Source organism: Pseudoalteromonas luteoviolacea NCIMB 1942, from assembly GCF_001625595.1.
In the GTDB taxonomy this organism is placed as follows: Bacteria; Pseudomonadota; Gammaproteobacteria; order Enterobacterales; family Alteromonadaceae; genus Pseudoalteromonas; species Pseudoalteromonas luteoviolacea_A.
This window is the reverse complement of sequence record NZ_AUXT01000046.1, coordinates 16,255-37,040: the sequence shown is the minus strand read 5'-3', so window position 1 is coordinate 37,040 and position 20,786 is coordinate 16,255. Positions and strand designations below refer to the sequence as shown.

Below are 20,786 nucleotides of genomic sequence, written 5' to 3'. Positions count from 1 at the left end.
CTGAAAAAACAAAAAAGGCAGCTAATTGTGCTGCCCTTGTTGCTAACTAGAAGTTAGATTAGATTGAGTTTGTGCAATCGTGCAGCTTAACCCAAACTTCGGTATCTTCCTCTGGTGTAGCTTGAGTCCACCATTTAGCTTGATAAATTGCATCTTTAAAAGTCACCAAGCTATCGCTCACATATGTTTCACCAACTTGCCACTTTGGAGATTGGCACTTAGGTGTAAGTGCACCAAAAAATCCAGTAATGCTATTGAGCTTTAAATTGGAGGCAGTGCCATAGTCTACGCCTTGTGCAACCGACACCGCACCGCCAAGTGCTGTAATATGCCAATCGAATCTGATATTTGCCGAATCAACGCTACCGTGTACTTCGATATTTGACACCAAAGTGGCATCATGAGGCCAGAGTCCGTAATCACGAATTTGTCCTTGAAAACCACCTATCCAGTTACTCACCAGTTGGGCGTTATTGATCACGTAACCCGCTGAGCTTGGATCTTGATATACAAAACCTGGGTTAGTTGCCTTTTCTAACACAGTTACTCTTTCGTTCTCATCCAAAACATTCCAAGCGCTCATATACGTCACGACATTTTGTTTTAGTATTTTTACTTCGCTTTCAGTTAACGGCTGTGCGGCACTATTCACACTGGCAAAACTCACACTGGTTAATAAAATTGCTGCTTGAATAGATTTCATAATGACTCCTGGTCCTTGTTGTTATCGTGTTTCCAGTCTCCTAACAACTTGGGTAAAAATATTCCACCTTGATAAAAGAGGATTTTTTGAATTAATATCGATATCAATCAACTAATTAGTAAGTGTCCATTTAGCTAAATCGACATCGTGATTAGTTAATTCGAATAAAACTAGCTAAGAGTAACTTTATTTATGTGGATTGAATTACAAAGGGAGTTTTATTTAGTTTGCTGTGTGCTGACCCTATTTTGTGCAGGTCTCATGTTTAAATATGAACGAAGCTTCAGTGAAAGCGCCCACTACCTCAGCCTTGCTAACCTAACTCTGATGCTCATACCACTTATTAGCTATGTGCAATTAAAGTTTTACATAAACGCGCCGCTAATATCGCAAATAGCAAATTGCTGCATTTTATTATTCTGCGCATTCATTTACTTGTTCTATTGCAGTCAAACATCTCCTAGGATGAAAGACGTTATCCTCCATTGCACACCGTTTGTATTCTTTCTAACTGTAAAAGTCATGGATTTTCATACGCAAACTGAATTGATGTACATCATCTACTTTGGCCTAATGTTTAGCTATGTAACTTGTATTTGGCGGCCTGCTACCAGAACCACTGAAAACTCCCTTAAGTGCAGTAAATTACTTATACTTACAATCACTTATTTGATAGCCCTGAACGGCTCCGTTGCTATTTCATTTTTGAGCCAATCGAGTTGGACTTATCCGTTATGGTCACTCCTTAATATCAGTATTTGCTTGTACTTAATGACATTTTCTTTTTATGCTGCATATCGTATTAAACAGGTATCAAATCAAAGCCTTCAGCCCCATCTAAAACACATCGACACTGAAGAATTAGATACTCAAGGTCATAATTCGAAGGATTTACAAGCCAAACAACGTGCCATTCAGCTCAGCGATTCAGTGGCACAAGATTGCATAGCAACACTCCACCATTTACTACAAAAAGAACAACTATTCTTAGACAACCAGCTTACACTTGGACAACTGGCCACCAGACTTAGCTTAACACAGCATCAAGCGTCCGAGCTGCTCAATGAACATATGCACACGAGTTTTTATAACTTACTCAATGAACATCGCGTTAAGCACGCTTGCCAGCTGCTAAAGCATACAACAGGCAAAGCAAGTGTTACTCAAATCGCGTTAGATAGTGGGTTTAACAACAAGAGTTCATTTTATAACGAATTTAAAAAGCAATTGGGGACTACGCCAAGCAAATGGCGTATAACGCAGCAAGTGAGTTAGACCTAAATGATTATTACTATTTGATAATATTGCGAAGTCGTGCTTGAGTGGTAAACTTAGCTAGCTCTTCTATTTGCGTTTCATTAAGTTTTATCTGTTGTGAGTGCCCACTCCCATCACTCATCAACACCTCAACCTCTCGATCTATTGTGCTCAACAGCAAATGCGTGTTGGAGTCAGAAACATAGAAGTTTAGCTCCTCATCTGACGCAAGTTCATTTGTACCCACGACGCCTGATTCTATAAAATAGCCAAACTGCTCATGATGCTCAAGATCTATAAAACGGTATATTATCTTTGCACATTTCAAGAAACACGCTCCCGAGGCGTTGACTAGAACCACCTCCGAGTTGTACAAAACTCGGCCAGACAGCGTCATATCAACCAATTCTCTATGGTTAAGATCTTCGACGTTTATAAATACGATTTCAAGATGAGACTTTTCTGCACTGTACACTTCATAAAGGCAGTGATAATGAAACCCTAGCCCACCATTTGAAGCAATTGCATTAGGAAAATAGCTAGGCCATTGTTGGCTAACATAAGACTCTACTAAGGTAGAATCGTCCCAGCAAATATCTGCATCTAGACTATCTAAGTCGGATTGCTTATCAATTGGGGTGTAATTCATATAATCTCCATTAAATCGTCAATTATGTAAGACGTATGTATGACATCAAAACCCTAAGTGCTTTAAAGTTCAACTAAAAACACACGCTTAAACGCCTTTAGGCCCGCTTTTGAAAAGCTCACCGAACGCGCATCTAAATCTCTTTGAGCCCAACCTTTTTCAAAAATATAATCTAAGACCCACTGCCCAAGGCTGCCTGCTAAATGGTTGCGACGCTCACTCCAATCCAAACAAGATTTACAAACAGGACGCTTTTTGGATTGGAGTCGTGCTACATCCACACCCAGTTCTCTGAAATATAGTTTTCCCTTTTCTGTGAGCTGCGTTTGCTCACCCGCATCTATTAGCATACCTTGTGCAACTAACGCATCATAAAGCGTGACGCCCAACTCTCCTGCCAAGTGGTCATAACATACACGAGCGTATTGCAGCCGTGTATCATTGGGGCCAGTTTGTACTTTAGACTGCGCACTTGTGGTCATCACCAAAAGTTGCTCCAGTAATTCAGCAACAGCTAACCCTTTTAATTGAAAGTACCGGTGCCTGCCTTGCTTTCTAAGTTGCAATAAATCACCTTCCACCAGCTTTGATAAGTGACTGCTTGCCGTTTGCGGCGTCACATCCGCTTCTATTGCGAGCTCGGTGGCGGTCAACGCTTTACCCCCCATTAAGGCGGTCAAGATTTTAGCTCGGGTAGGATCTGCAATTAACCCTGCCACGACTGAGATATTTGGTTCCATATATTTACCAATAGTTCGATGGCCATCGAAGCATGCTATTTTTGGCTTGGTAGACTGCCTCAAAATAATAAAGGAGGCAATCCCTATGTCTATTACATGTTTTATTGAATACGAGATTAACCCATTTAAACACACAGAGTTTGAGCAGTATGCTAAAAACTGGGGGAAAATCATTCCACAGTGTGGTGGTAACCTTATTGGTTATTTCTTACCGCATGAAGGTGATAATAAACGTGCATATGGATTAATTACATTCGATAGCCTAGCCGACTATGAACGCTATAGACAGAGGCTAAAAAGCGATAAAGACGCCGTCGAAAACTTCCAATTTGCACAACAAACGCAAATTATACTGCATGAAAAACGCTACTTTTTAAAAGGCGTACCTGACACGCTAAAGTTCGATTCAGGAGACGTATAATGATAGCGGTTATATTTGAAGTCACCCTCAGGCCGAATGCCGCGCCAAGATACTTTGATATTGCAGCTGAACTTAAAGATATTTTAGTCCAACAACGCGGATTTATAGCCATTGAGCGCTACCAAAGCGTGAATAACCCTGAGCAATACCTTTCCCTATCATTTTGGCAAGACAAGGAGTCCGTAATGCGCTGGCGCAATGAAATAATGCATCAAAAAGCGCAGCATATCGGTAAAACCGAATTGTTCAAAGATTACCGATTGCGCGTTGCTGACGTATTCAGGGATTACACCCTGTAATTCCCTTTTCTACAAAACAGGCTGCAACGGTGCCCAACTGCCGTTTGCAGCTCACAAGGTCTTTACTATGGAACTACTTGATTACCTATACGCCCATTTTTACTCTGAAGCGCAATTAACTAAATATTGTGACGTAACCAAACAGAGATTTACCGAGCTACAAGCGCTAGGCGTTATGCCTAAACCTAGTTACATTTTAAATGCCCATATCGGATGTCGCTCTTTCTTTGGCAACCACGAACAAAACGCCAATATTCATTTTTATCCTAAAACATATAAGCAGTGGTTAAATAAGGTGAAGCTCAACAAAAAACACGAAGACGCCTTTCATTGCTTTAACACTCGCATGCAACAAACCATGCAGGCGTTATCTAATAAAGGCATATCGTCAAATTATAAAAACGGCACGAAAGAGCAAGCAAAGTTTATAGAAATACAGTGGCAACACTTTTTGGAAGGCACCTATGGGCTCTGCACCCGTACTGGCATGCCAGAAGATATTACCAAAAAAGAAATCACAATAGACTATATAAATAAGTTGCTTGCACAGCAAAAACTAAACGATAAAGAAGAAAAACAATTAATCTCAGCGATGAATATACTGGCTTCTTGCAGCCCTAAATTCGCCCCTCATGAAAGAGGTCAGTCGCAATTTCACCAATTGGCTGAAGTAATTGATTCCCGAATTCAACCACTGCCTTGAAACAAACACACAGCAAATATTTATAACTGTCAAAGAGACCTTCTTAGCAAGCTCAGGAGACCTTTAGCAATACTTTTACGATACCTAAAAAGTAATGCTGTATCATGTACCTACTTCTATTTCGCAATAAAGCACCTAATTGAGGGCTAGCATCACGTTAGCCCTATGTGCGAACTTATCACAAGAAATAAATACATAAAGCAATCGGTGACACGCATCAACCAAGGCTGAGGCAAACCCAAGCTCTATTTACGCCTCAACCTGAGTCGATTCTTTTTCTTGGTTCTAAAAGGTTGAACAAACATAACAAACCCCGTCACTATCATAAAAAGTAGAATAAAAGAGACTGGTAACATCAACCAAAGATTTGCGTTTTTCTCAAAAAAAGTGCCGTCATGCAGGCTTTCGATGAATTCATAGTTGCGCTTGGCAACTTGAAGTACTTGTCCTGTATGGCTATCGATTTGAATTTCGATACTATTATGACTGCGAATTTTAGTGATCCCTTTTGCAGGTCTTACATCCAACCTTTTGATGTCGTCCCAACTCGATATTTTGGCAGATTCAACTGACTGAGCCACGGCTAAAATTTGCTCAAACGTAATGATTGGCTGTGAGGTTTGCCCTTTGGCTGAGGGAGGCTGGATAAAATCGAATTCTTTTTTGACCAGCAGCAAAATTCCAGTAACCAGAATTACCAGTAACGGCAACGCGATAACGATACTTGCCCACTTATGAATGTTTCTATTCGTTCTTTTAAAACTCATTATACCTACTACTAAATTTGCCACTGGATAGTCACAAAAGCTACGCCTTTGTAACTAATCAACTCAAAGCAAAGATGTCACTCATTGACTCAGGTTCACCCACTTCCTTTTATAAGTGACATATTAAAGATTAGACTAGTCTGAAATAAAGCGGTGCTTGAAAACCAAGCACCGCCTAACGCTCAGTTTAATTAGTCATTAATGGTGCGCCAACAGACCAAGGTCCACCAGCATCAATGACTGACTTTTGAAGCTGAGGAACTTCGTTTTGTTGCAGAGACTTCACTCGCTCACTTACGCTTTCAAGACGCTTGCTCGCATAGTCAAACTGGTCTTGATGCTGCTGCGTCGGACCATATGTCGACCAAGCTGCTGTCATTGCGTAAAACAGTCTACTAGAGATGTTGGCAGGTTTCGTGCCCATACGGTCACGTGACTTAAGTCCATTGAGTTCAAAGTTTATTGCGTTGATCTCAGCTTGGATCTCTGCGTAATTTGCCTCTAATGCCGCAATGTCACCCGGTGTACGATCAATTGCCGTTCGAAGTGTTTTCATTGACTTGTTAAGTTCAACAATTACCGCATTTACAGCACTTGCACGTCTTTGTGCATTCGCGATTTTCTTACCGAACTCAAGTACTTTCTTAGCCGATGCAGTTTGCAGCGAATTACCAGTAATAGGCTTCAATTCAAATTCTACAGGCTCAGCTAGTTGTGACACTCTACTTCCAACACGTTTATAAAGCGTCGCTGAGTAGGTGCCCGGAATCGCCATTAGTCCGTCACCAAATGGGTTCCAGCCTGACTCTTCAACACCCGTCACCGCTTTTCCAGTAGCGTATGTCATATCCCAAGTTATACGATGAAGTCCTTTACTAGCTTTACCTGAAACACGATTTACAAATTCACCTTTGTCATCCGTTATTTCAAGATACACTGTTGGCTTCGGCTCTTGGTTTTCTTTTTCGACTTTGCCCCATGCAGGATATAGCGGGTAGCTTTCATTTTTAACCATCTCTTTTTCAGCTTTTTGGCGCTGGCCTTTAGCAGTCAATAAGCTGTCTTTTAAGAAATAAGTTAACGTTGCGCCATGCTCTGGATTCTTAGCTGCAAAGCGATCATCTCCATCGGTATCGGTATGGTTACCATCTAAGCTGAACCATTTCACAGGACGGCTAGGCGCAAACAGCATGGCTTCTTGCTCCATCGACTTTTCTGTCAATTGTCTTAGTGGTGCATAGTCATCAAGAATGTAGATACCGCGTCCAAAAGTGCCCGCAACTAAGTCATTTTCTCTACGTTGAATCTTTACATCACGCGTAGAAATTGTAGGAATACCGCCATTTAGTTCAACCCACTTCTTACCGCCGTCAACTGTAAAGAAAATACCAAATTCAGTACCAATAAACATCAAGTCCTTGTTCACATGATCCTGTACAATTCGCCACACTAAATGCTTTTCTGGCAGATCATCAGCAAGAGACTGCCAAGTTTTACCTAAATCAGTAGATTTGATTAAGTAAGGTTTGAAGTCACCATATTTATGGTTATCTAGTGCGACATATACCGTATTCGGGTCAAACAAATCTGCGCGAATATCGTTAACGTAAGCCATTGCAGGAATACCTTCAATGGTATTTAAGTCAATCTTATTCCAGTTTTTGCCGCCATCTTTCGTTACTTGGATAAGGCCATCGTCGGTCCCTGCCCACAAAACTTTGTCGTCTATGGGGCTTTCGGTGAAATTCGCAATAGTATGGTACTCAGACATTGCATAAATGTCCCAACCGGCTTCCACAGACCAAGTTCTGCCCATGACAGGCATATGCATACGATTTTCATTTTTGGTTAAATCATCAGAAATTGGAGTCCAACTATCACCTCTATCATCAGAGCGCCATACTCGCTGTGAAGCGAAATAAAGTCTTTTTGGATCATGTGTAGAGACATTGATTGGCGCATCCCAATTAAATCGCTCTGCTGGCTCTCCTGGACGAGGCTGTGGCTTGATATATACACCTTCTCTGGTTTTCAGGTCATGACGGGTCAAATTACCTTGTTGCCACTGCGAATACATAATATTGGGGTTACCTGGCTCAACAGCTGGTTGGTGTCCATCTCCCCCTAATGTTAAGAACCAATCTTTATTTTTGATCCCCTCTGCACGGCGAGTACGAGAAGGCCCACCTTGTGTCGAGTTATCTTGCGCACCGGCATAAACCGTATAAAACGGTTTAGCGTCATCAGGCGCAACTTTATAAAATTGCGTCAACGGCAAGTTCGCCATAAAACGCCAATTTGCCATACGATCGTGAGACATATAGATCCCACCATCTGAGCCAATCAGTACAAAATCAGGGTCTGTTGGATGGAACGCAAATGCATGGTCATCTACGTGCTTTCGTTTTGTGTTGATAGGTGTCCAAGTCTTACCGCCGTCATCAGACACTTTACTGTAATTACTGGCAATATAAACACGGTCTAGCTGATGAAGATCTGCAAAAATTTCTTGGTAGTAGTGAGGGCCCGTACCGCCGCCAACTTCATCAGACATTCTTGTCCAACTCGCACCGCGGTTTTCTGAACGATAGAAACCACCTTTGCGGTTATCGGTCTCAATCGTTGCATAAATAATATCTGGGTTGATTGGTGAGATTGCCATACCAATTTTACCCATATTGCCTTTTGGTAGTCCTGTTTTGAGTTCAGTCCAAGTCTCACCACCATCATCCGAGGTATGAATTCCTGCTCCTGGGCCCGTTCCAACATACGTCGCGACGGTTCGTTGACGAGACCAAGTTGCTGCATACAGTTTTTTGGGGTTTCGCGGGTCAATCAGCAACGAGGTTACACCCGTCCACTCATCTTGAGGTTTAAGCACTTGTTTCCAAGTTTGGCCGCCATCGGTCGTTTTATACAAACCACGTTCACCACCACTGCTCCAAAGCGGGCCTTGTGCCGAGACCCATACAGTATTAGAATCAGTTGGGTGTACAACAATATCAGAAATACGCTCTGACTCTTTTAATCCCATATTTTTCCATGTCTTACCACCATCCACTGACTTATAGACGCCATCACCAAAACTGATATGGCGGCCACCATTGTTTTCACCGGTGCCAACCCAAATAATATTTGAGTTACTCGGATCGATCGTGACATCACCCGTTGAATAAACGGCTTGTTTATCAAAAATAGGTGTCCAAGTTGTGCCAGCATTGACTGTTTTCCAGACACCACCGGAGCCTACAGCAGTATACCAAGTCGATGGGTTCTTTTGATCGACTTCAATATCAGCGATACGCCCTGACATGTAGGCAGGCCCGATATTACGAAGCTTCATCGCTTCAAAAGTTTGACTACTAAAGATTGATTTTTCTTCTTCTGATCCACTAGCCAGTGCTTGAGAAGTAACCAAAGCAATTGATACTGCGATGGCTGTTTTGAGGAGAGTTTTCATTTTCACACCAAATATTTTTTTATTTGCATCCCAACGGGAAACACTAACCTAACATATGATACGTGTGTGTAAATAATCGCCCACACTACAAAAAATAGGGTTAAACGTTATAGTGTAACAAATTATGTAATACTTAATTCGCCCATAGCAAACAAAAATACATATACAATTCAATTATCTAATAAAAAGCTGAGACAGGTGTGCATAATTAAAGGAACAACGGCTAACATTGAGCTGCCGCCGTCATTCCCATATTTTAAGGTTTGTATTAAATTTTCTTATTCGCTACAGCACGAGTTTAGCCAGAACTTCTCCTTCTTCCTCATCAAAGCCATATTCAACAAAACCAAAGCTTGCGTAAAACGACTTTGCGGTCACGTTCTTAGGGTCGTAGCATATCTCGATGAATTCGATGGAATAGCTGTGCTTAATTTCATCAATGGCAAGTTTTAGTGCTTTACGCCCTATCCCTCTATTTTGAAACTTTTCATCCACCATAAATCGCCAAATTGAAACCATATTTTTAGACTCTGGTACCCACATAAAAAATCCAACAGGCTCTTCATTGGCGTAAATTCCGCGAGTCTGATAATGGTCGTTGTAATGCGACTCAACCAGCGACCACATATTACACGCCACAAAATCCTGCTGTATTTTACTAACATCAAGGTCGCAAATGGCCTCATAGTTTTGCTTTGTCACTGGTTGCAAGCTAATGGTGCTTAACTGTTCCATAGATACCCCTTTACTCTGCAATAGCCAATTTTTGTTTATAGCGCCATGTAAACCCTAGCAGTGCGATAGCAATAATATTCACCGAAACTAAAACTTGCTCAAAGGCGAACGCAACACCAATTACTGAAAATGGATTCAAGCCAATGTTCCACTGCTCCCACTGCAATGTCACTATTTCTAATAGGCTTATCCAAAACAGCGGCTTAACAATAGCGTTAGGCGTCTTTACCCACTGCCAAGTGATGTAGCTATATAGCGCCACAAAAAAGAACATATAGCCCGATTTTACAAAACTAAAAACATGGTCAAAGTTGCTTGAGTCAGAAACATACAGGACAAACGTTATCAACGAAAACAGCAACGAAATCCATAAACAAACCGAAATCACTTTATAGCTTTTTGACGTTTTTCGTGTGGCATGTGGCGAACTCATAAGCTGGCCTCTCTTAACTTGATTAAGTCGCAGCCAACTATTGCATCTAAATTTTCCGTTATTTTGTCTTCAGTCCAATTCCACCAAGCAATATTTAATAGCTCATCGATAACGGGCTGCTCAAATCGCATTCGAATCACTTTCGCGGGGTTACCACCCACAATACTGTATGGCGGTACATCTTGGGTCACAACCGATTTACTGGCCACTATCGCACCACTGCCAATTTTAACACCTGCCATGATTGTTGATTCATAACCTATCCACACGTCGTGACCTATTTCCAAGTCTCCTTTAAACGGTAACTCACCTTCTTCTGGCATTGCCTTTTCCCAGCCATTACCAAAAATATAAAAGGGATAGGTGGAGAACCCAGACATTTTATGGTTGGCGCCATTCATTATAAATTTAACACCGGTGGCAATAGCGCAAAATTTGCCAATTATTAATTTATCTCCGATAAAATCGAAATGATAAAGCACATTGCTCTCAAAGTTCTCTGGCCCTTGCGGGTCATCGTAATAGGTATAATCGCCAACCAAAATATTATTTGAAGTGATAAAGTTTTTTAGAAAACCTACTTGTGGAAAGCCCTCAAGTGGCGTCTTATTATTAGGATTTGGTCCTTTCAAAGCATCACCTTAATTCAAGTATCATTGTTCACAATTTTGTCAGCTGGTACATACTCTACCAACCAAACATCATTTTTCGTTTTATAAAATTGTGCGCCTTGTTGATGCATCAGCTCAGAATCTATGGTCAGAATTACGGCGCTGCCATAGCGACTACCCACAAGCAGTAGCTGCTGACTCTGTTAAATGAACATGGTGGCGTTCTCCTTTGAGTAAGCCTTTTGAGTGTATTGACTGTAAAAACCGACTGGCTGTCCCATGATACAAAACTTTGGGTGGCTGTATCGCAGTTAAACCTAAATCAATTTGTATTGAATGCCCTTGGTTGGCTCTAATCTTTTTACCATCGTCACTAATTGCAAAACGTCGTTTATCATTGTCCTTAACAAGATCATTTATTAACTCTGGTGTAAGCGTGTATTTCTTTGTATTCAGAATGAGCGTATTAATGTCAGCCCAACCGTGGCTGTCTAATTCGAGGTTTATTAATTCTGGTTGATGCCTAAGAATAAGGCTCAAGTATTTCGATATTTTTTTATTTTCCATGGACCCATAATGTAGCCCATATTAATCAGTATGTTAAGAAGAAAGTATCTCATCTACTTCGACGATTTGTTTTTGGCGCATATAGTCAGCCAATATGCGCCAAAAACACTAGAGATTACCGTTATAAAAGTAACTGATTTTAGGTGGCTCACTAAAATGTGCAGTCAGCTTTTCAAGCACGCCATTATTATTGATAAACTCCATATAGTTTTGGTGCGCTTTAATACTTTGCCAATCTTCATCAATAAGCATCTTAGACTGAGTTTCATCAAACAGTATATTGACTCTTTCGCACCCTTCAAAACCTCTTACGTTAGGTAGGTTTTGCGCTAAAAAAGCTTTAAGGGGTGGGTAGTTACTAGGCTCCAAACTACAAGTAATTTGTACTCTTACGGGCATATTGCCTCCTTCTTTGTTAGTCGGAAGTCAATTTACGCAATAACCAACAAATAACTCCGCAAAATTCTGATAAGTACGGTTTTTAAGTCAGCTCTTTAACGCTTGTTGCTTAGGCGTTTCTCCAAATGTGCTTTTATATGCCTTAATGAAATGCGAAACATTATTGTAACCTACTTCAAGCGCCACATTCGTGATACACATTTGCCCTTGCGAAACTAATCTATTGGCATATTCCATACGCTTTTTGATCAACCATTGCTTAGGCGACTGCGTATAAAGCTGTTTAAAATCTCTTTGAAAACCAGATAAGCTTCTCCCTGATAGCTTTGCTAAATCGGAGACAGACAGTTTTAACACATGGTCTTGCTCTAAAAGCCGATATAGATTGCGTTTTGCCGGTAGTGCCAATTCTGACATCTGAAGTAAAGCACGCAGCTCTTGACCACATACAGCATATAATACGTGTAGCAACTCTGTTAGCTTGCAGTCAAGCATGTTATCCAGCCGAATTTCGTGGTTAAGGTAACTACTTAACTGCCGAAAAAACCCCGAGACAGCTGTATGCTCCACTGTCAAAAAACTACCTGTAGGTGTGTTAGGCCTGTTCTCACTGACTGCAATTGACAACAAAAAACGCTCGATGAGTGCTTTATCAAAAAACACTAGCCAAGCTTTGAGGTCTTGGGTGCTTTTGACAAAATCTGAATGTAAGTTCTGCCCCTGACAGAGTAATATGCCCTGGCCTTCTGTTAATGTTATCTGGTTATTCTGCCAGCCTGTAAGCGTTTCGCTTCCTTCTTCTACAAAAACTAAACACAACTGATTTGTATAAAACTCAACATCTATTAAGTCCTGTTTTAGATCTTTGAAATAGAGTGATGAGCCGTTATAACTGACAACTTTACTCACATCCGACAATGCCCCTAAAGCTTGAGGAATAACTAAAATATGTCGCTGACAATAACTTGCTATTTCCATTTTCCCTATCCTGCAAATTCGCTCTAACACAGCCATGCTTTAAAGTTTAAAAACAAGTTAACCTAAATTAAAAGGAGATTCCAAGAAACGTATTTGTTGAGCTTGACTGTCAATTTCTATCTTCACTCCCTGTGGCATAATCAATTGAGGATCTGTATGTCCAAAATCTAAGTTGCTCACAACAGTGAGCTCGTTACAGCCTAATTCATATTTTAAAACCGACAAAATCACTTCATCAAGTTCCGCTTTTTCATCATCGCTGTAATCGCGAGCTCGACCAAACAACAACCCGGAGCCTGCTCAAAACCCCCATAACACCGTAGTTCCTCAACCAGTACTTTGGTATTTTACAGACCTTCAGTCGCCATCGGTGATTGCAGGTATTATTTGCCCTCTTCTCATTCTAATATTTACTTTGAGCATTTTAAGAAAGCTATATTTATTGTTTGCAGGGACAAAAAGCGTCAGTAGTAGCACAAAGACAAACTCCAGCAGTAATATCTTTTTATTTGGTACTGGAGATAGTCACCATGGCGGTAATAGTAGTAATGGTGGCGGCAGTGGCTTTGGAGGAGACTCTGGCGGCGGCGGAGAATAACGCCGCATTGCAAACAGACTAAAAAGCCCGAAGGTCATGCTTCGGGCTTTGTTATAAAGTCAATTAAGCTCGACTATTTTGCTGCAATTGCGGCACGTGCTGTGTGAAGCTTCTTGTAGCTTTCGATCAATTTAAGGTGTCTATCTAGGCCTTCAAGCTTAGTGCTTGTTTCGGTCAAACCATAGAATCGCACGTCACCATTGATTGAACCAATTACGTTATCCATCACTTCTTGGCCAAACATTCTCGTTAGATTATGAATGTAATCTTCGATTTCTAATTCCTCATCCAGAGCAATCTCAAGTACTGTGTGCATAGCTTGGTAAAACATGCCGCGCTCAACAGTGTTGTCGTTGTATTGAAGGAACGACTCGACCAAGTCCATCGTTTCTTCTAAATCACCCAGCGCTAAATAAATCAGTAATTTGAGCTCTAAGATCGTCAACTGTCCCCACACCGTATTATCATCAAACTCGATACCAATCAGCGTAATGATGTCGGTATAATTGTCTAACTGACTCTCTTCCAATCGATTAACTAGCTCAGCAAGGGCTTCGTCGCTTAATCGGTGAAGGTTCAAAATATCTTCGCGATAGTGTAGCGCCTTATTGGTGTTGTCCCAGATTAAGTCTTCTGCTGGGTAAACCTCAGAGTAACCCGGTACCAAAATGCGACATGCTACACCCAAGTCAGTAAATTCAGCAATATAGGCTTCTTTGCCTAGCCCTTTTAAAATTCCGAAAAGCTGGTCACATTCTTCTTCATTAGTTCCAGAGAAGTCCCACTCTACAAAGTCATAATCTTTCTTAGCACTGAAGAAACGCCAAGAAATCACACCCGTAGAATCAATGAAATGCTCAACAAAGTTCTCAGGTTCAGATACAGCCATGCTGTTAAAGGTTGGACGTGGTACATCATTCAAGCCTTCAAAGCTACGACCTTGTAATAACTCCGTCAAGCTGCGCTCTAACGCAACTTCAAAACTCGGGTGCGCACCAAACGATGCAAATACACCCCCAGTTTTGGGGTTCATAAGCGTTACGCACATAACCGGAAACTGACCACCTAATGAGGCATCTTTGACAACCACAGGGAACCCCTGCTCTTCCAAGGCTTTAATACCGTCGACAATCCCAGAATATTTTGCCAAAACCTCTTCAGGTACGTCCGGCAATACAATTTCTTGCTCGATAATCTGTTTTTTGACAGCACGCTCAAAGATTTCTGACAAACACTGAACTTTCGCTTCCTCTAGGTTATTACCTGCACTCATTCCGTTGCTTAAAAACAAGTTTTCAATAAGGTTTGAAGGGAAGTACACCGTTTCGCCATCAGAGTATCGCGTATATGGGATGGAACAAATACCGCGCTCAATATTACCTGAGTTAGTATCAATTAAGTTTGATCCTTTCAACTCACCTTCAGCATCATAAATTTCTCGCGTATTCTCGTCTAAAATCTCAGCTGGAAGTTCATCATTTGGTTCAGGTTGGAACCACTTTTCATTTGGATAATGAACAAAATCACTGTTCGCGATTTCTTCTCCAAAGAACTGATCATTGTAAAAGAAGTTACAGTTCAAACGCTCAATAAACTCACCTAACGCAGAACAAAGCGCACTTTCTTTCGTTGCGCCTTTACCATTGGTAAAGCACATTTGTGACGCAGCATCACGAATATGGAGTGACCAAACATTTGGAACAATATTACGCCAAGAGGCCACTTCGATTTTCATGCCAAGATCAGAAAGGATCCCTGTCATATTGGCAATAGTTTGCTCTAGCGGTAAGTCTTTACCCAAGATAAATGTATTGGCATCTTGTTCAGGCTTCACCATGAGCATCGCTTGCGCATCGTCATCTAAGCTCTCTACATCTTCAATCTGGAAGTCAGGGCCTGTCTGAATCACTTTTTTCACAGTACAACGATCAATAGAGCGCAAAATACCTTTACGATCTTTTTCAGAAATGCTTTCAGGTAGCTCTACCTGAATTTTAAAGATTTGATTGTATCTATTTTCAGGGTCAACAATGTTATTTTGTGAAATGCGGATCCCATCTGTTGAGATGTCACGAGAAACACAGTAGACCTTAACAAAGTATGCCGCACAAAGTGCAGATGAGGCTAAGAAATAATCAAAGGGGCTCGGTGCCGAACCATCACCTTTGTATCGGATCGGTTGATCAGCAATAACACTAAAATCATCAAACTTGGCTTCAAGTCTCAGATTATCGAGAAAATTAACTTTAATTTCCATTGAACTCTTCCACAGTTGTGCACAGCTACTCGGTCAAATCAAAGCCTAGCTTGATTAAACCCAGCAGCAAAATTATCTTAACTGGGTGATTATCTTATTTTTCGTGTCATTAGTCTTGGGTTAATTGCAAATAAGCGCAAATAAAATCGTACCATTATTAAGTACACTCATAAATGGCTAACTTTTAAACGTCCCCTTTATAAACCCTCACCGGACACTGTGCACCTTTGACCAAGTGTGTTGTTTCTTCAAAAAATGGGATCCTGAGTTTTTCTATCACCGATTGAGAGCGCGTATTTTCTGTAAAATGCACTGCGTGAACTATTCGCAGCCCTAAATTCGCCTTGCAATATTCGATGAGTCCTTTAGCAGCCTCAAATGCGAAACCACTCCCCCAAAAAGGCACTCCCAACCAATAACCAAGTGTTCCTTCGCCTTTACCCAGTTGAGGAAAGCTCACCGAACCTATAATACGGTTGTCCCCTTTTATGGTGATTGCGTAGACCACAGCCAGTTTTTGCTCGAATGCGCTTTGATGCGTGCTAATCCACTCTATGGCCATACTTGGTTCGTATGGGTGCGGCATATTTGCCGTCATGTCAGCAATAATTTTCTCACCTGCAAGCTCGGCTATTCGCGGCGCATCATTGTCGCAAAAAGGCCTTAAAATCAGACGTTGAGTTTCAATGTTGGGTTGTTTCATGCAATGACTCTGTTTAGTTTATTGGACAGGGTAACTAAGATAACTGTGGGGTAGACTCACAGCCCACTTTTCACCATTTCTTTTACTTTTAGCGCTTTTTCAAAATGGTCGAGCTGATGGGTTTGTATCCACCATGTTGCCGCTTCCATCAACACTTCAGAGTCATCATTTTTGTTTGCAAAAAATGCGTAGAACGATAAGCCCACGCCCTCTCCTTTCTTATCGATTTTCTGCTCACACACTTTGATTATTTTTTCTCTAAGGCTCTGTCTCATTTGTACTTTCTTTTAATTTTTTTAGCCAAGTTATCTTACTTGGAAAAATTGACAGGTTCAATTTTTACTATCGTTGGAGCATTGTTTTTTATAATAGGTAGCGACTTCAATGCCATAAACACCCACTTCGTCATACCCCTTGGAAAGTTTGAATATCCCACATCTGTTATTTGTAAGCCACTTGGTAACTGTGTTTTAAAATATGTAGTTAGCTGATCACGGTTAATACCCCATGGCATTTTTGGCGTAGTGTAGTGTGATGTTTTCTCCCAACCAGTGGCTGACGTCGACTTATTTGATAGCCATACCGGAATGGTATCAAACATCAAACGCCAATTATCAAATGTTGCGGCAATGTCCTTAATCAACTTAACAACATCCTGCTCTTTGAAATACATAAATAACCCTTGCGCAGAGATAAACAAAGGTTTGTCTTTAGGAACATACTCAAACCACTGTCTATCAAAAGCTGAAAAAGATAAATGGAGATGATTTTCATCTGGCTGAATGAATCGCTCTCTAATTTCGATAGACTCGGGTAAATCGACACTGAGCCACAGCGCCTTGTTATTTGAAACCCTGAACCTCTGTGTTTCTAGCCCTTCGCCCAAGTTAACGATTGTTCCTTCAGGGTACTTCTCGAGAAAAGCGCTGATTTCTCTATCAAAATCTAGCGAACGAACTGCATGCGAAGGTTCCGCTTTGCCAAAACTTTGCTCAAAGTGATAGTCAATGCTTTGATATATACGTGTTGCGTGTTCATCCCGAATGACGCCATCACTTCTCATAGCCTCTACAGCACGGTTATGAAGTGTCCAAAGCATGGTCTCTGGTACCGAAGTGAGGTTGGTACTCTGTTTCATTGCAAGTTCCTTCTTAAATTGTTGCACCATAACCATAACGCGATAACAACAAAAAAATTTAGCGTGTGAGCTCCATGTTGATATACGCTAAGGTGGGCTTTTAAGGTAAAAACCCTCCTTAAAAGCCCACTATTATTATTAAATTGTCTGCAACTTGTTTAGCTAATCAAATATTGCTACTTAATGATGTTCCTAATTTCTGACACTTGCTCATAACCAATACCCCAATTGTCTGTATTAACTTCATCAATCAATACAAATGTTGTTGATGGCTCTTTATTGAGCACCTTGACCATCAATTCTGTCGCTCCTCGTATAAGTGCGCGTTTTTGCTCTTTTGTCACATTTTCGTCGGTTACTTTAATGTTGATATAAGGCACAAGACCCCCCTCTATCCAATATCCGCATACATTTTGCTCACGATCAGCCACTTGCCCTGTTCTTTTAAAAGCCCTAAATAGTCGATGTAAACACGTCCGAGTAATGGACAAACGAGCTTAACCATCGCCTGCTCACCTTCAATGTCGATAGACAAGATCCGATAATCAAACGACTCCCCTTGCTCTTTTGGCACGGGCCTAGTTACAACAAGAGATAGCCACTGCGCTAAAGTACGCCTCAAGTTTGGGGCTTTTAACTCTAAATTTTCACAAACGATTGATTTGAGCGTGTTGACGTCGGCGTGATATAGCCCTTCAAAATAGAGGTGAACAACCGATTTGACTTCATCAATATCTTGCAAATTGGTGCAATGCATAAGATCTCCACATATCACGTCAAAGACTCTTCAGCTAATAATGCTGCTTTGAATGATTGTCTCGCCATAACGCTATCTAGCATCTGCCGGACATTTTCAGGAATGTGAATATTGACAAAAAAGTGTGCCCCCCAGCGTGCATAAACAGCCAAAAAGATGTCGGCAGCACCAGGGATACCCCCACCAAGGTATCCACCTTTATGTTCTCGCTGTTTCAATCGCAAACTCACTACTTGCCATAACTTATTGATCTTTTTAGCAGCTTCTTCTATGAACAATTGGCGGACCTGTTCATTAGCTATCGCATGTGTCGCGAAAAATAACCTGCCATAGGCTGGGTGCATCGATGCATTGGCAAACATCAGGTCCTCAATTGTTTGCTGTTGTAGATCTAAAGATGACGGCCACAACTCGCTCGGGTGAGTACGTAACAAATGCAGCATAATAGCTGCACCTTCGGTATAAACGTTGCCATTTTCCACCAGCGTTGGCACTACATTTGCGGGGTTTACCGCGATAAAATTCTCAGTGTTCTGCTGATTCACTAACGTAAACGCTTGATTGAGTTCTCGCAACATGACCTGTACTGCCAACGAGCACGCACTTGGTATGAAATAAAGGGTATACATATTTTTCTCCTACACACTATCAGTACTAATAATTTCAGAAACTTAGGTTCCTGAATCTTTCAACAACACCAGTGTAGAAAAAGTCCTATGCGTAATATATAGTTACAATACGAACTCACTGTTTCTTTCAAGGAAACAGTTATGCGGGGAACATATGGATAAATTACGTGCAATTGAGGTATTTATTAACGTAGCCGAGCTAGGCAGCTTCACACGAGTTGCAGAACTTAGGCGGACATCAAAATCAATGATAAGTAAAGAGATAACCAAGCTTGAAGAAAGTTTGGCGGCACGTTTAATTCATCGTACCACACGAAATTTACAGCTAACTCAAGCAGGAGAAGCCTACTTAGCTCACGCACGAGACATTGTTTCTCGGCTCGCCCAAGCAGAATTGCAAGTTCAACAAATGGGCCAAATGCCAAAAGGCGTGCTCAAAGTCAATTTACCAATGGCACTTGGGCTCACTATATTGACTGACGTTTTTAATCAATTTATGGCTGTGTTTCCTGAGATCCATTTAGATATACATTTAAGTGATAAAGACATTGATCTGGTTGAACATGGCTTTGATCTGGGATTTCGGGCCTCAAGCACATTACTAGACTCAAATTATGTTGGTCGACCACTAACACAATTTAGCTACCGAATATGCGCATCACCAAAATATCTAAACAACCACTCGCCTATCGTTGAGACGAAAGATTTGCGAGCACACAACTGTTTTGAATATACCTACTTTAAAAATAAGCACGTATGGCCTGTTGAAAATGGTGTCGCTATAAGTGGCTCATTAAAAGTAAATAGCACCCCATTTATGTTAGAAATCATAAAAGCAGGCAACGGGATAGGCTTTTTACCCGACTTTGTATGCAACACGGCAATTGAAAACGGCGAGGTCGTTGAAGTACTCACCCACACTAAAAAGCCACAGCTGACGCTCTATGCACTCTACCCTGCCAGACATTTTGTACCAGAAACAGTAATACAATGTATCCAGTTTTTAGAGCAGTACTTTTCCAAGACAATTAAAGGTTAACTCACACAATAACCGGCACTTGAAAAGAAAAAGTGACGCCGCCTGTTTCTGTTATTTCAATATCTCGGATGATTTCAACCAAGTGACCATTAGTATCTAATTGATACCCCAGAGATTCTATCACTTTAAACAACTGCTCGAGTGCCACGATGTACGCGGTGTCTGAAACGAGATAGACATCACAACAAAAATAATGGCCCTCTGCTAATAATTTTGTGTACTCAGATCCACAAACCTGCCAATCCCCCATGTAAGTTTCAATATCTTGCCAGTTTTTTTCTAATTGGTTAACAGGCGTCATACCCATAATACGCGTCGACTTTTCACCAAATGTCTCAAAGATGGTGTCCCAATCTTCACTGGCATTCGGCAATAACTTCATGCCCCTTTGTGGATACCACACCAGCTCACAGGGCAAATCTTTCGCCAGTTTGTTTTCTAACGACCCTGACTCCGTTGGGTGCGCTAACTTGCTCATCAGATCCGCGGTTTGCCTCGGGGTCCCAGTTACCCCCATCGCTCGTATCTCCTTTGCCGTTAATCCAAGGGCCTTTTTTAACGCCTTCCCAAGAGCCTGAGATGACGAATAGCCACATTCGTGCGCAATATCAGTAATTTTGAATTCATCTTCTGCAAAAATATAATGTACTGCATACTGCAAGCGCACTCGGCTCAAGTATTGCCCCGGTGTTTCATGAAAAAGCTCAGAAAACTGACGATGGAAGTGAAATGGCGAGATAGCACTTTGTGTGGCTATTTGCTCCCAACAAAGCCCCGCGGCCAAGTCTTGGTGCATTAGCGTAAGTGCTTTATTAAAGCGAGCTTGAAGATGCTCAGGCAATGGATCCAATAGTGCATATTCTGGCACCAATACATAGGGTTTTAATTTTTTTTCAAACATAAGCAAGATAGTTGTGGCCAATGCCACAACTATCACGCGCTA

27 protein-coding genes are annotated in these 20,786 nt (G+C 41.3%); 6 read left to right on the top strand and 21 right to left on the bottom strand.

What is annotated here, in order from left to right; translation table 11 throughout:
• Positions 1-58: 58 nt before the first annotated feature.
• Positions 59-703, bottom strand: coding sequence for a hypothetical protein (locus N482_RS03775; protein ID WP_063375811.1), 645 nt, complete (start codon positions 701-703; stop codon positions 59-61).
• 465 nt (positions 704-1,168) lie between these two features.
• On the opposite strand from N482_RS03775, the gene N482_RS03770 reads away from it, so the two are divergent.
• On the top strand, positions 1,169-1,978 hold the full coding sequence (locus N482_RS03770) for an AraC family transcriptional regulator (protein ID WP_196765299.1): 810 nt from the start codon (positions 1,169-1,171) through the stop codon (positions 1,976-1,978).
• A 16-nt stretch (positions 1,979-1,994) separates the two neighbouring features.
• On the opposite strand, the gene N482_RS03765 is transcribed toward N482_RS03770, so the two are convergent.
• Positions 1,995-2,609: a hypothetical protein gene (locus N482_RS03765; protein WP_063375809.1), complete on the bottom strand. Its 615-nt coding sequence runs from the start codon at positions 2,607-2,609 to the stop codon at positions 1,995-1,997.
• Between the two features lie 62 nt (positions 2,610-2,671).
• Entirely contained in the window at positions 2,672-3,349 is a 678-nt protein-coding gene (locus tag N482_RS03760; protein ID WP_063375808.1) for an ArsR/SmtB family transcription factor, read from the bottom strand.
• An 85-nt stretch (positions 3,350-3,434) separates the two neighbouring features.
• Between N482_RS03760 and N482_RS03755 the strand changes: the two genes are divergently transcribed.
• From N482_RS03755 to N482_RS03745, 3 genes are all read left to right on the top strand, one after another.
• Positions 3,435-3,770, top strand: coding sequence for an NIPSNAP family protein (locus N482_RS03755; RefSeq protein WP_063375807.1), 336 nt, complete (start codon positions 3,435-3,437; stop codon positions 3,768-3,770).
• Positions 3,770-4,069 (top strand): antibiotic biosynthesis monooxygenase family protein, encoded by a 300-nt coding sequence (locus N482_RS03750; RefSeq protein WP_063375806.1) that lies wholly within the window; start codon positions 3,770-3,772, stop codon positions 4,067-4,069. The genes N482_RS03755 and N482_RS03750 overlap by 1 nt, the downstream gene beginning before the upstream one ends.
• 67 nt (positions 4,070-4,136) lie before the next feature.
• The gene (locus N482_RS03745; protein ID WP_063375805.1) at positions 4,137-4,772 is read left to right on the top strand and encodes a DUF6058 family natural product biosynthesis protein; all 636 of its coding nucleotides are present in this window, start codon (positions 4,137-4,139) and stop codon (positions 4,770-4,772) included.
• A 245-nt stretch (positions 4,773-5,017) separates the two neighbouring features.
• Here the strand turns inward: N482_RS03745 and N482_RS03740 are convergent, their stop codons facing one another.
• The 10 genes from N482_RS03740 to N482_RS03700 form a co-directional block, all read right to left on the bottom strand.
• Entirely contained in the window at positions 5,018-5,539 is a 522-nt protein-coding gene (locus N482_RS03740; RefSeq protein ID WP_063375847.1) for a PepSY-associated TM helix domain-containing protein, read from the bottom strand.
• Positions 5,540-5,726: 187 nt separating this feature from the next.
• Positions 5,727-8,999 carry a VPS10 domain-containing protein gene (locus N482_RS03735; protein WP_063375804.1) on the bottom strand — a complete coding sequence of 1,091 codons (3,273 nt, stop codon included), beginning with the start codon at positions 8,997-8,999 and terminating at the stop codon, positions 5,727-5,729.
• Positions 9,000-9,284: 285 nt separating this feature from the next.
• A complete protein-coding gene (locus N482_RS03730) occupies positions 9,285-9,734 on the bottom strand; it encodes a GNAT family N-acetyltransferase (RefSeq protein WP_063375803.1) in 450 nt (149 codons plus the stop codon).
• A gap of 10 nt (positions 9,735-9,744) precedes the next feature.
• Positions 9,745-10,167 carry a hypothetical protein gene (locus N482_RS03725; RefSeq protein ID WP_063375802.1) on the bottom strand — a complete coding sequence of 141 codons (423 nt, stop codon included), beginning with the start codon at positions 10,165-10,167 and terminating at the stop codon, positions 9,745-9,747.
• Positions 10,164-10,799, bottom strand: a complete 636-nt coding sequence (locus tag N482_RS03720) for a Vat family streptogramin A O-acetyltransferase (protein WP_063375801.1) — start codon at positions 10,797-10,799, stop codon at positions 10,164-10,166. The genes N482_RS03725 and N482_RS03720 overlap by 4 nt, the downstream gene beginning before the upstream one ends.
• Before the next feature lie 14 nt (positions 10,800-10,813).
• Positions 10,814-10,960, bottom strand: a complete 147-nt coding sequence (locus tag N482_RS26020; protein WP_196765298.1) for a hypothetical protein — start codon at positions 10,958-10,960, stop codon at positions 10,814-10,816.
• On the bottom strand, positions 10,953-11,345 hold the full coding sequence (locus tag N482_RS03715; protein WP_196765297.1) for an RNA 2'-phosphotransferase: 393 nt from the start codon (positions 11,343-11,345) through the stop codon (positions 10,953-10,955). Before N482_RS03715 ends, N482_RS26020 begins: the two co-directional genes overlap by 8 nt.
• Before the next feature lie 108 nt (positions 11,346-11,453).
• Positions 11,454-11,744 (bottom strand): hypothetical protein, encoded by a 291-nt coding sequence (locus N482_RS03710; RefSeq protein ID WP_063375800.1) that lies wholly within the window; start codon positions 11,742-11,744, stop codon positions 11,454-11,456.
• An 87-nt stretch (positions 11,745-11,831) separates the two neighbouring features.
• On the bottom strand, positions 11,832-12,722 hold the full coding sequence (locus N482_RS03705; protein ID WP_196763526.1) for a helix-turn-helix domain-containing protein: 891 nt from the start codon (positions 12,720-12,722) through the stop codon (positions 11,832-11,834).
• A gap of 57 nt (positions 12,723-12,779) precedes the next feature.
• Positions 12,780-13,010: a hypothetical protein gene (locus N482_RS03700; protein ID WP_231100782.1), complete on the bottom strand. Its 231-nt coding sequence runs from the start codon at positions 13,008-13,010 to the stop codon at positions 12,780-12,782.
• 154 nt (positions 13,011-13,164) lie between these two features.
• Between N482_RS03700 and N482_RS25125 the strand changes: the two genes are divergently transcribed.
• The gene (locus N482_RS25125) at positions 13,165-13,320 is read left to right on the top strand and encodes a hypothetical protein (RefSeq protein ID WP_196763527.1); all 156 of its coding nucleotides are present in this window, start codon (positions 13,165-13,167) and stop codon (positions 13,318-13,320) included.
• Positions 13,321-13,393: 73 nt separating this feature from the next.
• Here the strand turns inward: N482_RS25125 and N482_RS03695 are convergent, their stop codons facing one another.
• The 7 genes from N482_RS03695 to N482_RS03665 form a co-directional block, all read right to left on the bottom strand.
• Positions 13,394-15,577, bottom strand: coding sequence for an OsmC domain/YcaO domain-containing protein (locus tag N482_RS03695; RefSeq protein ID WP_063375798.1), 2,184 nt, complete (start codon positions 15,575-15,577; stop codon positions 13,394-13,396).
• A 184-nt stretch (positions 15,578-15,761) separates the two neighbouring features.
• Complete coding sequence (locus N482_RS03690) at positions 15,762-16,280, bottom strand: GNAT family N-acetyltransferase (protein WP_063375797.1); 519 nt, start codon at positions 16,278-16,280, stop codon at positions 15,762-15,764.
• 56 nt (positions 16,281-16,336) lie between these two features.
• The gene (locus N482_RS03685) at positions 16,337-16,555 is read right to left on the bottom strand and encodes a DUF6500 family protein (protein WP_063375796.1); all 219 of its coding nucleotides are present in this window, start codon (positions 16,553-16,555) and stop codon (positions 16,337-16,339) included.
• 35 nt (positions 16,556-16,590) lie between these two features.
• Positions 16,591-17,418, bottom strand: coding sequence for a class I SAM-dependent methyltransferase (locus N482_RS03680; RefSeq protein ID WP_063375795.1), 828 nt, complete (start codon positions 17,416-17,418; stop codon positions 16,591-16,593).
• A 176-nt stretch (positions 17,419-17,594) separates the two neighbouring features.
• A complete protein-coding gene (locus N482_RS03675) occupies positions 17,595-17,798 on the bottom strand; it encodes a tautomerase family protein (RefSeq protein WP_063375794.1) in 204 nt (67 codons plus the stop codon).
• Between the two features lie 11 nt (positions 17,799-17,809).
• The gene (locus N482_RS03670) at positions 17,810-18,175 is read right to left on the bottom strand and encodes a nuclear transport factor 2 family protein (RefSeq protein WP_063375793.1); all 366 of its coding nucleotides are present in this window, start codon (positions 18,173-18,175) and stop codon (positions 17,810-17,812) included.
• A 14-nt stretch (positions 18,176-18,189) separates the two neighbouring features.
• Positions 18,190-18,804: a glutathione S-transferase family protein gene (locus N482_RS03665; RefSeq protein ID WP_063375792.1), complete on the bottom strand. Its 615-nt coding sequence runs from the start codon at positions 18,802-18,804 to the stop codon at positions 18,190-18,192.
• 154 nt (positions 18,805-18,958) lie between these two features.
• Between N482_RS03665 and N482_RS03660 the strand changes: the two genes are divergently transcribed.
• Positions 18,959-19,843, top strand: coding sequence for a LysR family transcriptional regulator (locus N482_RS03660; RefSeq protein WP_063375791.1), 885 nt, complete (start codon positions 18,959-18,961; stop codon positions 19,841-19,843).
• Between the two features lies 1 nt (position 19,844).
• On the opposite strand, the gene N482_RS03655 is transcribed toward N482_RS03660, so the two are convergent.
• Positions 19,845-20,744: a helix-turn-helix transcriptional regulator gene (locus N482_RS03655; protein WP_063375845.1), complete on the bottom strand. Its 900-nt coding sequence runs from the start codon at positions 20,742-20,744 to the stop codon at positions 19,845-19,847.
• Positions 20,745-20,786 lie beyond the last annotated feature (42 nt).

Bases quoted from the DNA above. Each gene is read 5' to 3' on its own strand.
- N482_RS03695 (WP_063375798.1), bottom strand. From the start codon at position 15,577: ATGGAAATTAAAGTTAATTTTCTCGATAATCTGAGACTTGAAGCCAAG.
- N482_RS03670 (WP_063375793.1), bottom strand. From the start codon at position 18,175: ATGCATTGCACCAATTTGCAAGATATTGATGAAGTCAAATCGGTTGTT.
- N482_RS03680 (WP_063375795.1), bottom strand. From the start codon at position 17,418: ATGAAACAGAGTACCAACCTCACTTCGGTACCAGAGACCATGCTTTGG.
- N482_RS03690 (WP_063375797.1), bottom strand. From the start codon at position 16,280: ATGAAACAACCCAACATTGAAACTCAACGTCTGATTTTAAGGCCTTTT.
- N482_RS03740 (WP_063375847.1), bottom strand. From the start codon at position 5,539: ATGAGTTTTAAAAGAACGAATAGAAACATTCATAAGTGGGCAAGTATC.
- N482_RS03705 (WP_196763526.1), bottom strand. From the start codon at position 12,722: ATGGAAATAGCAAGTTATTGTCAGCGACATATTTTAGTTATTCCTCAA.
- N482_RS03730 (WP_063375803.1), bottom strand. From the start codon at position 9,734: ATGGAACAGTTAAGCACCATTAGCTTGCAACCAGTGACAAAGCAAAAC.
- N482_RS03725 (WP_063375802.1), bottom strand. From the start codon at position 10,167: ATGAGTTCGCCACATGCCACACGAAAAACGTCAAAAAGCTATAAAGTG.
- N482_RS03745 (WP_063375805.1), top strand. From the start codon at position 4,137: ATGGAACTACTTGATTACCTATACGCCCATTTTTACTCTGAAGCGCAA.
- N482_RS03770 (WP_196765299.1), top strand. From the start codon at position 1,169: ATGAAAGACGTTATCCTCCATTGCACACCGTTTGTATTCTTTCTAACT.
- N482_RS03685 (WP_063375796.1), bottom strand. From the start codon at position 16,555: ATGAGACAGAGCCTTAGAGAAAAAATAATCAAAGTGTGTGAGCAGAAA.
- N482_RS03660 (WP_063375791.1), top strand. From the start codon at position 18,959: ATGGATAAATTACGTGCAATTGAGGTATTTATTAACGTAGCCGAGCTA.
- N482_RS03750 (WP_063375806.1), top strand. From the start codon at position 3,770: ATGATAGCGGTTATATTTGAAGTCACCCTCAGGCCGAATGCCGCGCCA.
- N482_RS03735 (WP_063375804.1), bottom strand. From the start codon at position 8,999: ATGAAAACTCTCCTCAAAACAGCCATCGCAGTATCAATTGCTTTGGTT.
- N482_RS03765 (WP_063375809.1), bottom strand. From the start codon at position 2,609: ATGAATTACACCCCAATTGATAAGCAATCCGACTTAGATAGTCTAGAT.
- N482_RS03655 (WP_063375845.1), bottom strand. From the start codon at position 20,744: ATGTTTGAAAAAAAATTAAAACCCTATGTATTGGTGCCAGAATATGCA.
- N482_RS03755 (WP_063375807.1), top strand. From the start codon at position 3,435: ATGTCTATTACATGTTTTATTGAATACGAGATTAACCCATTTAAACAC.
- N482_RS03710 (WP_063375800.1), bottom strand. From the start codon at position 11,744: ATGCCCGTAAGAGTACAAATTACTTGTAGTTTGGAGCCTAGTAACTAC.
- N482_RS03760 (WP_063375808.1), bottom strand. From the start codon at position 3,349: ATGGAACCAAATATCTCAGTCGTGGCAGGGTTAATTGCAGATCCTACC.
- N482_RS03775 (WP_063375811.1), bottom strand. From the start codon at position 703: ATGAAATCTATTCAAGCAGCAATTTTATTAACCAGTGTGAGTTTTGCC.
- N482_RS03715 (WP_196765297.1), bottom strand. From the start codon at position 11,345: ATGGAAAATAAAAAAATATCGAAATACTTGAGCCTTATTCTTAGGCAT.
- N482_RS03665 (WP_063375792.1), bottom strand. From the start codon at position 18,804: ATGTATACCCTTTATTTCATACCAAGTGCGTGCTCGTTGGCAGTACAG.